Here is a 12,762-nt window from a genome sequence, read left to right on the forward strand (position 1 = left end):
GCTCGATTGTGTCGACACCCGGTCGCCCCTATGGTGTGGTCATGAACCGCTCGCGCCTCCGTCCACTGGTGAGCGCGGCTCTCGCGCTCGGGGCGGTCGCGCTTCTGGCCGGCTGCGTCAACGCTCCGACGGTCGACCTTCTCGCCAGCGGCGAATCCGCCCGCCTGCCTGGGTCGGTCACGTCCGACCAGATCGCGACGGTGGTCCCCGACACGGCGCGCCTGCTCGGCGAGGACTCCGAAGGGCACACTTTCTACGCCGTCGAGGCGAGTGACGAGAGCGGGCTCGGAAGGGTCTGCCTGGTGATCGACGGCGTCGAGAACGGGCCGGTCATGGGATGCGGGGCGATGCCGATCGAGGTCGAGACCGCCGGCGTGCGCGCCCGACTCAGCGTCGAGGTCGTCCCCGAAGACAGCGGCGAGAAGATCGGCGACTACCTCCGCGTCTTCCTGTGATCGACGACCCCGCACCGCGCGCGACCGTGAGAGCATCGATCGCAGACCACGACTCGAGGGAGATCTCGGATGCTCGACACAGCAGACAGCGTCAGGCTCGGCCGTTCCGGAGTGAAGATCTCGAAGGTGGTGCTCGGATGCATGAGCTTCGGCGCACCGGACCGCGGCGCACACGGATGGTCGCTCGATGAGCAGGCGAGCCGCCCGCTGATCGCGCAGGCTCTCGAGGCAGGAATCACGACGTTCGACACCGCCGACGTGTACTCCGACGGCACGAGCGAGGAATTCGTCGGCCGCGCGCTCAAGGACTTCGCGCGCCGCGACGAGATCGTGCTCGCGACGAAGGTGCACGGGCGCATGGGCCCGGGCGCGAATCAGGCCGGACTCAGCCGCGGGCACATCCTGTCGGGCATCGACGCGAGCTTGACGCGCCTCGGCACCGAGTATGTCGATCTCTACCAGATCCACCGGTGGGACCCCGAGACGCCGATCGAAGAGACCATGGAGGCGCTGCACGACGTCGTCCGCTCGGGCAAGGCTCGTTACATCGGCGCATCATCGATGTGGGCGTGGCAGTTCGCCAAGGCCCAGGGTGTCGCTGCGCAGAACGGCTGGACGCGCTTCGTCTCGATGCAGGATCAGTACAACCTGCTGCAGCGCGAGGAGGAGCGGGAGATGCATCCGTTCTGCCTCGACTCGGGCGTCGGCGTGCTGCCCTGGTCGCCGCTGGCGCGTGGCAGGCTGACGCGGGAGTGGGATGAGACGACCACGCGCACGGCGACCGATGCCTTCGGCGCGACGCTCTACCACCGCGAAGAGGAGTCGAATCGGGCGATCGTGGATGCGGTGGCTCGCGTCGCCGAGGGACGCGGCGTCTCCCGGGCGCAGATCGCACTCGCGTGGGTCGCGCAGCAGTCGGCGGTGACCGCCCCGATCGTCGGCGCGACCAAGGCCGCCCACATCGACGATGCCGTCGCAGCCGTCAGCATCCGACTCGAGGCCGCCGAGCTCGCCGAGCTGGAGGGCGCCTACACGCCGCGGGATCCCGAGGGCTTCTGACCGCGCTTCGGCGCCTACTCGATCTGACCGATGGGCTCCCGCTTCTCGGCCTGGAACTGGTCTTCCGCGCGGCCTCGCGCCCAGTAGGCGGAGATCGACAACGACTCTCTCGGCACCTCGCGCTGCTTCAGCAGGGCCCGAACGGCCTTGATGGTTCCGCGCTCCCCGTGCGCGAACACACCGGGGTGCCCGTCCGACCAGGCCAGCTCCGCGAGGACGGCCAGCAGCTCGTCATCGGACTCAGTCCATCGCACCGCCACTCCGGATGGAGCATCGGGAAGGATGCGGTCGCCGGGGTCGGCGACGGTGAGGATGACGTGCCCGACGGCATCCGAGTCCATCGCCTCGACGGCTGACGAGATCGCCGGGAGGGCGGTGTGATCGCCGATGAGCAGATGCCACGGCGCTCCGGGCTCGGGCAGGTAGCCGCCGCCCGCCCCGCTGACGACCAGCGTGTCCCCGACCTGTGCACGTCGAGCCCACGGACCGGCGACACCCTCATCGCCATGCACGACGAAGTCGATGACGAGACGCTGGCGCTCGGCATCCGCTGCTCGCACCGTGTATGTGCGCGGAGTGGGCAGCTTCTCGGGGCTGTGCTCCCGCAGCTGAGCGAGATCGTAGGGAGGGGTGAGCCCGTGGCGAGGATCGGCGAACAGGATCTTGACGTACTTGTCGGTGTAGACGTTGTCGGTGAAGGCCTCGTACCCGTCGCCTCCGGCCGTGATGCGCACGAGGTCGGGGCTGACCTGCTCGACCTGCTGCACGTTGAGCACGGCTTGGCTGGGGGTTCGGCGAGGCTGTTCCGGCATTGCGTCTCCTGACGAAGAGGAAGGAGTCCTCTCCAGTCTGCCGGTCCTGTTCGGTGACCCGGGCCACTTTCCAATTTGGAAAGTCGTCGTACACCGCGCACGCCACGGAGGCGTGATGGGCGCGCCTCAGGCGGCGCAGAGGTCGGTGTCGGCGCTGCGGTTCACCGCATCCACCGGCCGCGGTGGCACCGGGGTGGCGCGGGGCTGCGAGGTGAGCGCTTCGTAGTCGGCGCCGAGCAGCAGCTGCACGCCGTCGACGTCTCCGACCTGGACGACGACCTGGATGCCGAGCTCTGCGGCGAGCGCCTGCGCCGTCTGCTGGGCGTCAGGGGTGTCTGCGGCCGTGATCGTCGTGAGGTCGACCGGGTCGGCATTGGCGATGCCGGCGACGGTGTATCCGTAGCCCGTCGCGTCATCGGAGACGCGGGACGCCAGACCGCTGACACCGGCACCGTTGAGGATCTGCACGGGCGCGGTGCGCACCGGCGCCTCGGGCTGCACCTCGTCGGTGGTGAGCACGATCGGCACGTCGTCGATCAGCGCCCGGAAGATGACGTCGGCGTCCGCGGTCGGCACGACTCGATTGGGGTCCTCAGGGGCCTCGGTCGTCGGCATGGTGAGGAATGTCACGCTGCTGAGCGGAACGTTCGCGACCCGCGCGGCGAGGCCGGCGAGATCGGTCAGGGCTCCGAGACCGGGGTCGACGGTCATCGACGAGGTCACGGCATCGAGGAACGCGTAGAGCCGGTCGGGGCGCACGAGCACGGCGGACTTGGTGGCCTTCTGCACGATCGCCGAGAGCACCATCTGCTGGTGCCCGAGGCGGGCGATGTCGCTCTCCTGGGCGAGCGCATGGCGCGTGCGAGCGAGTGCGAGTGCCTGGTCGCCGTTGATCGACTGGGGGCCGGCGGGCAGGTCGAGGCGTGCGTGCCCGTCCTGCAGCGGCTCCGGCAGGCACACATCGATGCCGCCCATCGCGTCGACCATGCCGATGAATCCCTCGAAGTCCATCTGCACGAAGTGGTCTATCGCGAGACCGGTCAGCTGCTCGACCGCCGCGACGGAGCAGGCCGGGCCGTACTGCAGTGCCGAGTTCAGCATCCCCCAGCCGCCGCCATACGACCCGCGCCCGTTGTCGTCGCACGCCGGCAGGTCGCCGACGGTGTCGCGCGGAAGCTGCACGGCGTCGATGCGGGTGTTGTCACTCGAGATGTGAGCGATCACCATCGCGTCGCTGCGCTCGGTGCCGTCGTCTTCGCCGAAGCCCTCGGACTCGAGCGCCCGGGAATCGGACCCGAGCAGCAGGATGTTCAGATCGCCCGTCGCGAGCTCAGGCTCACTCTCACCGTCGTCCGAGCGGATGGGCGCCGTGGTGACGTTGCCCTGCAGCTGCCCGTAGGCGATGGCGCCCACGGCGACCAGGGCGGCCACGACGGCGACGCTGATCCAGCCGATCACTCGACCGCGCCGACGACGTGGTCGAGACGCGGGTTCGGAGCCTGACGTGACGTCGTTCTGGTCGTCGCTGTGGGGGAAGCTGGCGATCTCACCTGCTCACACCATCACGAGTGGGGCCTGAGCGCCAACACGTGGAGGCGGCGAGTCCTGCGAGGGTGCTGTGAGCCCGGTCGCTCACACCGTGACATACCCCCGGGAGGAGTCGTCGTGGATGAGGCGGTAGTCGGGCGTGGTGCCCCGCCGGTCGGCCAGGCTCCACACCCGGGTCGCTCGCCCGTCGCCGGCGGACGCGGCGCCGTACTCGAGGACGAGCGCGCTCGGCATGGCCCCGTCGCGGTACTCCCCGACGAAGTAGCGCGGGCTGCCGAGACCACCCGAGTCCACCCGCCCGACGAAACGACCCGAGTCGGTCAGTCGAGGAGGAGTGGCGAGCAGGTCGGCGGGTGTGATGCGCTGGACGGCCTCGTGCTGTGCGAAAGCAGACAGGGAGAGAGGCATGATCGAGTCGATTCGCATCTCAGACCGCCTCCGCCTTCTGATCGCTGCGCGACGATCGTTCGCGAAGGCTCTGAGCCCAGTCCTTCGTGTCGGTGAACCGGTGCTCGTCGAGGTAGGCGCGGATGACGTCGTGCACGAGGCGGATCTGTGACTCCGTCCCCATCGCCGCCTGCATCATGTCGACCGTCGGCGCGGGCGCCCCGTCGATGCGCTCGAGCGCCTGGCGGATGATGCGCTCGCGCCCCTCCCGTCCGAGGGACTTCTCCATGGAGGGCGTCTGGCGTGGGTACTCTGGGGCGTGTTCGTGACTCATGCGAGCCTCCTCAGTCAGGGATGGTGGTGTCTCACGGACAGTGGTGCCGGGGCTGCAACCCCGGCACCACGTCGTCTCCCCACCGTACCTTATTTTTAGTCATTCAAAATAAGCGAGGGTTCTCGGCGCGTCGTCCGCACACCGTGAGTAGCCTTCATCCATGAGCTTCCACATCGAGCACACCCTCGACGGCCGTCGGGCGAGCGCCGGCGCCTACGACTCCCTCGGCGAGGCGGTGATGGCGGCGTTGGGCGTGAAGCGCCCGCCCGTTCTCGTCGTCGACGACTCCGCCGACGACGGCGCCGACGCCGTCGCCGCCGTCCTGAAGAAGGGCGAGGTGCTCACCGCGACATCTGAGCCTGAGTGGTGGGGTCGGGTGAAGAAGGCGTCGCAGGACAAGCTGCTCGCCGGAGGCCGGCTCGATGCCGCCGTGGTGACGGATCTCACCGATGCCGGTGGTGCAGTGGCAGCGACGGCATGGGAGAGCGGCCCCGTCGAGGAGTGGGAGCTGACGCCGGCATCCGACCACGACTGGGTGCGCTTCGAAGCCGCTCGGCGGTCGATCCGAGGCTGACGCCCCGCCGACACCTCTGCCGATGCATGAGAAAGGCCCGGCTTCCTCGAAAGGAACCGGGCCTGTCTCTCATTCACTGCTCGCTGTGCGCGAGGGGGGACTTGAACCCCCACGTCCATAAGGACACTGGCACCTGAAGCCAGCGCGTCTACCATTCCGCCACTCGCGCGAGTATGTCGGGCTCCGAAGAACTCAACTTCCCAAAGATATCACGCGTTTCGCCCATCGATGAAACCGGCGCCGCCGCGGTCTGCAGGAGTCCGGCACGGATGCCGGACGAGAGGATGTTCTTCGGTCCTGCAGACGTGCCGAGCTCCTGCATCCGGCGCATCCCACTCCCCCACTCCCCGGAATCTCGGCGTTTTCCCGCCTCGCGAGGGCGTTCACCCAGCACACCTCGCTACGATGTGCCTACCGGTCGGCATGCCAGAGGAGCCCAGTGGGACTACTTGACAGCTTTGAGAAGGGTCTCGAGCGCGCTGTGAACAGCGCCTTCGCGAAGACCTTCCGCAGCGGCATCCAGCCCGTGGAGATCGCTTCCGCCCTTCGGCGCGAAGCGGACACCAAAGCGGCTGTGGTGAGCAGGGACCGCATCATCGCGCCCAATAACTTCGTCGTGCGCCTCAGCACCGACGACGCCGAGCGCATGCAGGCGCTCGGTGGAGCCCTCACCGACGAACTGCACGCGCTTCTCACCAAGCACGCGAAGTCGCAGGGTTACAGCTTCTCCGGCCCGCTCTCGATCTCGCTCGACGGTGACGACAAGATCGCGACCGGCACGGTCAACGTCAGCTCAGGAACCGTCGAGGGGCGCGTCGAGTGGCAGGCCGTGATCGACGTCGACGGGCGTCGCCACTCGCTCACCCGCGCACGCACCGTCATCGGCCGCGGAACGGATGCCGACATCACGATCGCCGACGCCGGATCCAGCCGTAAGCACGTCGAGGTCCTCTGGGACGGAGAGCGCGCCATGATGCGCGATCTCGGCTCGACGAACGGCACCAAGGTCGACGGCCAGAAGGTGCGCGAAGCCGCCCTCCCCTCCGACACCACCCTGACCATCGGACGCACCGACCTGGTGTTCCGCATCGTTCCCGTCGCCACCCCGTCGCGCCCGCCCCGGCCGCGCGACGACGACGCGACCCGCGCGTTCGGGGCCATCTCGTGAGCACACCCAGTGAACTCGTCCTGCTGCTGCTGCGCGTGGGCTTCCTGCTGCTGCTGTGGTTCTTCGTGTTCGGCGTCGTCTACTCGCTGCGCGCCGATCTGTTCGGCATGAAGGTCCGCAAGCTCCCGGCCGAGGTCGCCGCGGCGACGCCTGCTCCGACGCAGTCGCCCGCATCCGCCCCGGCCTCCCGCCCCGCGTCGTCGAAGCCCAGCACCGGTCCCGCCACGGTCGCGACGGCCAAGCGGCTCGTCATCACCTCCGGTCCGAAGGCGGGGCTCGAGCTCCCCCTCGGCAACGAGACGTTGACGATCGGACGCTCCAGCGAATCCGCCCTCGTGATCCGCGACGACTACACGTCCAGTCACCACGCACGTCTGATGCTGCGCGGCGACAGCTGGGCCATCCAGGACCTCGACTCGACCAACGGCACCTTCGTCGCCGGCCAGCGCGTGACCGGCGGTCCCGTCGCCCTCGCCCTCGGCACCCCCATCAAGGTGGGCGCCACGACCTTCGAGCTGCGAGCCTGACCCCGGCATGGTCTTCGAAGGCTCGAGCGCCGCGATCTCCCACACCGGGAAGGTCCGCTCCAACAACCAGGATTCCGGGTACTCCGGGGCGAATCTCTTCGTCGTCGCCGACGGCATGGGCGGTCACGCCGGCGGTGACGTCGCCTCGAGCATCGCGATCCACCGGATGGAGCCGCTCGACCAGCCCTACTCGTCGGTCGACGACGCACAGGCCTCACTGCAGGCCGCCGCGACCACCGCGGCCGGCGATCTGATCCGCGCCGCCAAGGACCGCCCCGAACTCGCCGGCCTCGGCACCACGCTCAGCGCCGTCATCATGGTCGACGACTACGCGGTCATCGGCCACATCGGCGACTCGCGCATCTACCTCTACCGCGACGACGCGGTGACGCAGATCACGGCTGACCATACCTTCGTGCAGCGACTCGTCGACTCTGGCCGCATCACGCCCGAAGAGGCGCGATACCACCCGCGTCGCTCGGTGCTCATGCGCGTGCTGAGCGACATGGACGCCGATCCCGAGCTCGACATGTTCGTGATGCACACCCAGCCGGGCGACCGCTGGCTGCTGTGCTCCGACGGCCTCTCGGGCGTCGTCGACGAGGCGCACATCCTCAAGGCGATGCGCATGGGGATGGCGCCTGGCCGCACGGCCGACAACCTGCTCAAGCAGGCGCTCGACGGCGGAGCCCCCGACAACGTGACGATCGTCCTCGTCGAGGTCGGCGGTCAGCACGCGATGCACTCCGGCACGGCGACGATCGTCGGCTCGGCATCGAACCCCGCCAACGTGACCGTTCCTCCGGTGCGCGCGCCCCGCGGCAACTGGCTGCACCCGGTACGCCAGGCCGCGAACGAGCCCAGCCACTTCGAGCCGGCCCCCGAATACCTCGAAGAGCTCATCGAAGAGGACCGTCGACGCGCCAAGCGCCGCCGTCTCGGATGGATCGCCGGGATGCTGGTGGTCGTCGCGATGCTCGTGTTCGCCGCCTTCGCCGCCTACAGCTGGACGCAGACGCGCTACTTCGTCGGCGCCGACGACGACAGTGTCGTGATCTACCAGGGCGTGCAGCAGAACATCGGCCCGATCACCCTGTCGACTCCGCTCCGCGACACCGACATCCTGCTCGCCAACCTTCCGCCGTACCAGCGTGACTCCGTGGAGCGCACGATCACGGCGCGGTCGTTCTCGGATGCCGAGGCCATCGTCGCGCGACTCCAGGCCGGCGCCGACCGCGTGATCGGCGAGACCCCGCTGCCCACTCCCCTGCCCACCGCGACGCCGACGGAGGACGCAGGATGACCACCGACGTCACGGCCGACACCAGCGTCATCAAGGCCCTCAAGAGAATGCGGATGCCGCAGACGCAGCGCAACCGCGAGTTCTGGCTGCTGCTCTTCGCCGTCGCTCTCAGTGGCGGCGCTCTCACGCTCGTGCAGCTCGGTGCTCTCGGTCTGATCGACCCGATGATCCTGGCGATCGGCGGTGGCCTCGCCGTGCTGGCGTTCGCCGTGCACTTCGTGCTGCGTGCCGTCGCGTCGGCCGCCGATCCGTTCCTGCTCCCGATCGCCACGCTGCTGACCGGCCTCGGCATCGCGATGATCTATCGCATCGACATCGCGAAGTCCCTCACAGGGTGGGACGCCTACTCGACGAAGCAGCTCGCGTGGACGGGCATCTCTCTCGCCGGGGCGATCGCGTGCGTGATCCTGCTGCGCAACTACCGGGTGCTGTTCCGCTACACCTACATCTTCGGCCTCTCCGGCATCCTGCTCCTGCTGCTCCCCTTCGTCCCGGGCCTGCGCATCCCCGATGCGAACGCCCAGGTCTGGGTGTCGCTCGGCGGCATGTTCGCCTTCCAGCCCGGCGAGCTCGCCAAGATCTGCCTCGCGATCTTCTTCGCGGGCTATCTCGTGCGCACGCGGGAGAGCCTGACGTCTGTCGGCACGAAGTTCCTCGGCATCATGTGGCCGCGCATGCGCGAACTCGGACCGGTTCTGGTGGTGTGGGCGATCTCGCTCGGCATCATCGTCATCCAGCGCGACCTCGGAACCGGAACCCTGATCTTCGGCATGTTCGTCGCGATGCTCTACGTCGCGACCGGCAAGACGAGCTGGGTGCTCATCGGCCTCGCCCTCGTGGCTGCGGGTGTCGCGGTGGCGACACAGATCCTCAGCTACGTGCAGGGCCGCTTCGTCAACTGGCTGTTCCTCTTCGACCCCGAGAAGGTCGACCCCGACGGCGCCGGCTTCCAGCCCATGCAGGGCCTTTTCGGGCTGGCGCACGGCGGCCTTCTCGGCACGGGCTGGGGTCAGGGACGCCCCGACGTCACGCCCCTCGCCCACAGCGACTACATCATCACGAGCCTCGGCGAGGAGATCGGCCTGATCGGGCTGTTCGCGATCCTCTGCCTCTACATGGTCTTCGTGAGCCGTGGCGTGCGCATCGGACTGGCGGGTCAGGACGACTTCGGCAAGCTGCTCGCCATCGGCCTCTCGTTCACCATCGCGCTGCAGGTGTTCATCATGGTCGGCGGCGTGACGAGGGTCATCCCGCTGACCGGTCTGACCACGCCGTTCCTCGCCGCCGGTGGATCCTCGCTCATCGCCAACTGGCTGATCGTGGCCATCCTGCTGCGCATCTCCGACGGCGTCCGCAGCCAACCCCGGGCGGTGATCGGCTGACATGACCAAAGAACTCCGCCGTCTCAGCATCGTGATGCTGTTCATGTTCCTGTCGCTGTTCGCCGCGACCAGCTGGATCCAGGTCGTCGAGGCCGACGCCCTCGGGCAGAACCCGAACAACAGGCGCACGCTCCTCGACAGCTACGAGATCCAGCGCGGGTCGATCATCGTCGACGACGTCGCGATCGCCTCCTCGACCCCCTCGGACGACCGCTACCAGTTCCAGCGCGTCTACACGGATGCCGCGATGTGGGCCCCTGTCACCGGGTACTTCAACCCGGCGCTGCAGTCGGCGACCGGCATCGAGCGGGCGATGAACGCCGACCTGTCGGGAACGGGATCGAGCGCCTTCTTCGCCGAGATCGAGCGGATCCTCTCGGGTCAGCCGCAGAGCGGATTCAGCGTCGAGCTGACTCTGGACACAGCCGCGCAGCGCGCCGCATACGACGCTCTGCAGGGCCTCAACGGCGCGGTCGTCGCTATCGAGCCGAAGACCGGGCGCATCCTCGCACTGGTGTCGACCCCCGGGTTCGACACCAACCAGCTCGCGACGCACGACGCGGATGCCGCGAACGCGACCTACGACCAGCTCGACGAAGACCCCACGAAGCCCCTCTCGAACCGAGCGATCGCCGGCGACCTCAACCCTCCCGGCTCGACGTTCAAGCTCGTCGTGGCGGCCGCGGCCTACGCGTCGGGCAACTGGACGCCCGACTCGACGCTCCCGAACCCGGCCCGCTATCAGCTGCCCGGCTCGACGAACACGGTCGCGAACGCCTGGGGCGGCACGTGCGGCAGCGGAGACACCGTGTCGATCTCCGAAGCCATCCGCCTGAGCTGCAACATCCCGATGGCCGAGCTCGCCGTCGAGCTCGGCGATGACGCGATCCGCGAGATGGCGGAGAAGTTCGGCTTCAATCGGAGCTTCTCGACGCCGCTCGAATCGACTCCGTCGAGCTACCCGCGTGCCCTCGACGACGCGCAGACCGCCCTCACCGGATTCGGCCAGGGACAGGTCACCGCGACGCCGCTGCAGATCGCGATGGTGGCGGCCGGCATCGCGAACGACGGCGTCGTGATGAACCCCCGTCTGGTCGACACGGTGATCGGCAACGACCTCTCGGTCATCCGTTCGTACGACGACACCCAGTTCGGTCAGACGACCGATGCGACGATCGCCGATCAGATCACGGCGTCGATGGTCGCGAGCGTCTCAAACGGCGCTGCGCAGGGTGCAAGAATAGACGGGGTCGATGTGGCGGGGAAGACCGGCACGACCGAGAACGATAACAAGCCGTACACGTTGTGGTTCACCGGTTTCGCGCCGGCGGACGACCCCGAGGTGGCAGTAGCGGTCCTCGTCGAAGACGGCGGTGGACAAGGGCAGTCAGGATCCGGCGACACCATCGCCGCTCCGATTGCAAAGAAGGTCATAGAGGCGGTGCTGGGCAGATGAGACCGACGCAGGGTGTGTCGTTCGGTGGTCGCTACGAGCTGCAGTCGCGTATTGCGATCGGCGGCATGGGCGAGGTGTGGGAGGCGACGGATCACGTCATCGGTCGCACCGTGGCCATCAAGATCCTCAAGGACGAGTACATGGGGGACCCCGGGTTCCTCGAGCGGTTCCGCGCTGAGGCGCGCCATGCCGCACTCGTCAACCACGAGGGCATCGCGAGCGTCTTCGACTACGGCGAGGAGAACGGCAGCGCCTACCTCGTCATGGAGCTCGTTCCCGGCGAGGCCCTCTCGACCGTGCTCGAGCGCGACGGCGCCCTGAGCGCCGACAAGACCCTCGACATCGTCGCGCAGACGGCATCCGCTCTGCAGGCCGCGCATGCGGCAGGTCTCGTGCACCGTGACATCAAGCCGGGAAACCTGCTGATCACGCCGGACGGCCGCGTCAAGATCACGGACTTCGGCATCGCCCGCATCGCCGACCAGGTGCCGCTGACGGCCACCGGCCAGGTCATGGGCACCGTGCAGTACCTCTCGCCCGAGCAGGCGTCGGGGCACCCGGCGTCACCCGCGACCGACACGTACTCGCTCGGCATCGTCGCCTACGAGTGCCTCGCAGGCAAGCGGCCCTTCACGGGTGAGTCGCAGGTCGCGATCGCGATGGCGCAGATCAACGAGCAGCCTCCGCCGCTGCCGCCGACCGTGCCGATCCCGGTGCAGAACCTCGTCATGGCGATGATCGCCAAGAAGCCCGCCGACCGCCCGTCGTCGTCGGCGACCGTCGCACGCGCCGCCCAGGCTCTGCGCCGAGGCGATCTGAACTCCGCGGCCATCGCGGTGCCGGCCATCGCGACCGGCGGTGTCGCCTCCGACGACGCCACCCGGCTGCTCACCGCATCGGGCGACGACGGCACGACGCGCATCCTCCCCACGACGGCCCAGCTGCCCACCGGCGAGCAGGCCGAGGAGGAAGCCGAGAAGAAGAAGAAGCGCAGCCCCTGGACGTGGCCGCTGATCGCTCTCATCGCACTGCTCGTGATCGTGCTCGGTGGAACCGTGTTCGCCCTGATGAATCAGGGCGACCCCGATCCCGAGCCGACCCAGTCGGAGACCGTGTCGCAGACCCCGAAGCCGACACCGACCGAGACCGAGACGCCCGAGCCCGAGCTCGTGGACGTCGATGCTCTCGGTCTCGTGGGGATGCAGTGCGATGCCGCGCAGACCGCTGCCGTCAACGCCGGACTCCAGGCCGAGTGCGTGGTGGGCAACACCATCGCTCCCAACGCGAACCAGGTCGGCACGGTCGAGTCCGTGCAGCCCGGCGGCAACGTTCCCGAGGGCACGGCCATCACGCTGACGACCTTCAAGGAGCAGGTGAAGGTGGGCAAGCCCTCGGGCACCCCGACCATCGCCGGCACCGCCACCGAGGGCGAGCCCGTGACCCTCAACTGGCCGAGCTTCGAGTGCCCCTCGGGCACCCCGGCGCGATCGGCCTTCGAGGTGACGCTCACCAACGCGACGTTCTCCGGCGGCAACGCCGGCGAGTCCATCCGCAGCTTCGGACCCAGCGTGCTCTCGACGCAGATCGTCCCCGGCACGGCCGGACAGTCGATCACCGCCACGTTCCGCGTCTTCTGCGGCAGCGACATGCCGTCCGAGCAGTCGGATGCCATGCCGGGCGTCGTCATCCTGCCCGCCGCGCCGGGCGCCGATGAAGGCGACGCAGACGGCGGAGACTCAGGCGAATAACCCGCTCCC

Annotated in this window: 13 protein-coding genes and 1 tRNA gene; 9 read left to right on the forward strand and 5 right to left on the reverse strand. The window is 68.5% G+C overall.

The annotated features are described in order from the left end of the window. Positions 1 to 41: 41 nt before the first annotated feature. Positions 42 to 455, forward strand: a complete 414-nt coding sequence (locus ACZZ93_RS10960) for a hypothetical protein (protein ID WP_463511105.1) — start codon at positions 42 to 44, stop codon at positions 453 to 455. 69 nt (positions 456 to 524) lie between these two features. Further along, the gene (locus tag ACZZ93_RS10965) at positions 525 to 1,514 is read left to right on the forward strand and encodes an aldo/keto reductase (protein ID WP_056275737.1); all 990 of its coding nucleotides are present in this window, start codon (positions 525 to 527) and stop codon (positions 1,512 to 1,514) included. A 14-nt stretch (positions 1,515 to 1,528) separates the two neighbouring features. Here ACZZ93_RS10965 and ACZZ93_RS10970 read toward each other — a convergent pair whose 3' ends face one another. The 4 genes from ACZZ93_RS10970 to ACZZ93_RS10985 all read right to left on the reverse strand — a co-directional run bounded on the left by ACZZ93_RS10970 (position 1,529) and on the right by ACZZ93_RS10985 (position 4,595). Then, positions 1,529 to 2,326, reverse strand: coding sequence for a siderophore-interacting protein (locus ACZZ93_RS10970; protein WP_463511106.1), 798 nt, complete (start codon positions 2,324 to 2,326; stop codon positions 1,529 to 1,531). Between the two features lie 126 nt (positions 2,327 to 2,452). Next, on the reverse strand, positions 2,453 to 3,784 hold the full coding sequence (locus tag ACZZ93_RS10975; RefSeq protein WP_072590408.1) for an LCP family protein: 1,332 nt from the start codon (positions 3,782 to 3,784) through the stop codon (positions 2,453 to 2,455). Positions 3,785 to 3,958: 174 nt separating this feature from the next. Continuing rightward, positions 3,959 to 4,282 (reverse strand): hypothetical protein, encoded by a 324-nt coding sequence (locus tag ACZZ93_RS10980; RefSeq protein ID WP_320489366.1) that lies wholly within the window; start codon positions 4,280 to 4,282, stop codon positions 3,959 to 3,961. A 19-nt stretch (positions 4,283 to 4,301) separates the two neighbouring features. Further along, positions 4,302 to 4,595, reverse strand: a complete 294-nt coding sequence (locus ACZZ93_RS10985) for a hypothetical protein (protein WP_053098275.1) — start codon at positions 4,593 to 4,595, stop codon at positions 4,302 to 4,304. A gap of 160 nt (positions 4,596 to 4,755) precedes the next feature. Between ACZZ93_RS10985 and ACZZ93_RS10990 the strand changes: the two genes are divergently transcribed. Then, entirely contained in the window at positions 4,756 to 5,169 is a 414-nt protein-coding gene (locus ACZZ93_RS10990) for a hypothetical protein (protein ID WP_463511107.1), read from the forward strand. Positions 5,170 to 5,255: 86 nt separating this feature from the next. On the opposite strand, the gene ACZZ93_RS10995 is transcribed toward ACZZ93_RS10990, so the two are convergent. Then, positions 5,256 to 5,338, reverse strand: a tRNA-Leu gene (locus ACZZ93_RS10995). 270 nt (positions 5,339 to 5,608) lie between these two features. Between ACZZ93_RS10995 and ACZZ93_RS11000 the strand changes: the two genes are divergently transcribed. Genes ACZZ93_RS11000 through ACZZ93_RS11025 form a run of 6 tightly spaced genes read left to right on the forward strand, consistent with a single transcriptional unit; the run spans position 5,609 to position 12,753 of the window. Continuing rightward, complete coding sequence (locus ACZZ93_RS11000) at positions 5,609 to 6,337, forward strand: FhaA domain-containing protein (protein ID WP_463511108.1); 729 nt, start codon at positions 5,609 to 5,611, stop codon at positions 6,335 to 6,337. Beyond that, positions 6,334 to 6,864 (forward strand): FHA domain-containing protein FhaB/FipA, encoded by a 531-nt coding sequence (locus ACZZ93_RS11005; protein WP_053098272.1) that lies wholly within the window; start codon positions 6,334 to 6,336, stop codon positions 6,862 to 6,864. Before ACZZ93_RS11000 ends, ACZZ93_RS11005 begins: the two co-directional genes overlap by 4 nt. A 7-nt stretch (positions 6,865 to 6,871) precedes the next feature. Further along, the gene (locus tag ACZZ93_RS11010) at positions 6,872 to 8,167 is read left to right on the forward strand and encodes a PP2C family protein-serine/threonine phosphatase (RefSeq protein ID WP_053098271.1); all 1,296 of its coding nucleotides are present in this window, start codon (positions 6,872 to 6,874) and stop codon (positions 8,165 to 8,167) included. Continuing rightward, positions 8,164 to 9,549 carry an FtsW/RodA/SpoVE family cell cycle protein gene (locus tag ACZZ93_RS11015; protein ID WP_072590403.1) on the forward strand — a complete coding sequence of 462 codons (1,386 nt, stop codon included), beginning with the start codon at positions 8,164 to 8,166 and terminating at the stop codon, positions 9,547 to 9,549. The genes ACZZ93_RS11010 and ACZZ93_RS11015 overlap by 4 nt, the downstream gene beginning before the upstream one ends. 1 nt (position 9,550) lies before the next feature. Continuing rightward, positions 9,551 to 11,005 carry a peptidoglycan D,D-transpeptidase FtsI family protein gene (locus tag ACZZ93_RS11020; protein WP_056275724.1) on the forward strand — a complete coding sequence of 485 codons (1,455 nt, stop codon included), beginning with the start codon at positions 9,551 to 9,553 and terminating at the stop codon, positions 11,003 to 11,005. Beyond that, positions 11,002 to 12,753 (forward strand): protein kinase domain-containing protein, encoded by a 1,752-nt coding sequence (locus ACZZ93_RS11025; protein ID WP_083569241.1) that lies wholly within the window; start codon positions 11,002 to 11,004, stop codon positions 12,751 to 12,753. The genes ACZZ93_RS11020 and ACZZ93_RS11025 overlap by 4 nt, the downstream gene beginning before the upstream one ends. The last annotated feature ends 9 nt before the right edge of the window (positions 12,754 to 12,762 follow it).

This window comes from Microbacterium sp. AC026 (assembly GCF_979258475.1).

What these genes read in the sequence shown, in the direction of transcription:
- ACZZ93_RS10970 (WP_463511106.1), bottom strand. Translation starts at nt 2,326, where the DNA reads ATGCCGGAACAGCCTCGCCGAACCCCCAGCCAAGCCGTGCTCAACGTG.
- ACZZ93_RS11020 (WP_056275724.1), top strand. Translation starts at nt 9,551, where the DNA reads ATGACCAAAGAACTCCGCCGTCTCAGCATCGTGATGCTGTTCATGTTC.
- ACZZ93_RS11015 (WP_072590403.1), top strand. Translation starts at nt 8,164, where the DNA reads ATGACCACCGACGTCACGGCCGACACCAGCGTCATCAAGGCCCTCAAG.
- ACZZ93_RS10985 (WP_053098275.1), bottom strand. Translation starts at nt 4,595, where the DNA reads ATGAGTCACGAACACGCCCCAGAGTACCCACGCCAGACGCCCTCCATG.
- ACZZ93_RS10965 (WP_056275737.1), top strand. Translation starts at nt 525, where the DNA reads ATGCTCGACACAGCAGACAGCGTCAGGCTCGGCCGTTCCGGAGTGAAG.
- ACZZ93_RS10960 (WP_463511105.1), top strand. Translation starts at nt 42, where the DNA reads ATGAACCGCTCGCGCCTCCGTCCACTGGTGAGCGCGGCTCTCGCGCTC.
- ACZZ93_RS11010 (WP_053098271.1), top strand. Translation starts at nt 6,872, where the DNA reads ATGGTCTTCGAAGGCTCGAGCGCCGCGATCTCCCACACCGGGAAGGTC.
- ACZZ93_RS10980 (WP_320489366.1), bottom strand. Translation starts at nt 4,282, where the DNA reads ATGCCTCTCTCCCTGTCTGCTTTCGCACAGCACGAGGCCGTCCAGCGC.
- ACZZ93_RS10990 (WP_463511107.1), top strand. Translation starts at nt 4,756, where the DNA reads ATGAGCTTCCACATCGAGCACACCCTCGACGGCCGTCGGGCGAGCGCC.
- ACZZ93_RS11025 (WP_083569241.1), top strand. Translation starts at nt 11,002, where the DNA reads ATGAGACCGACGCAGGGTGTGTCGTTCGGTGGTCGCTACGAGCTGCAG.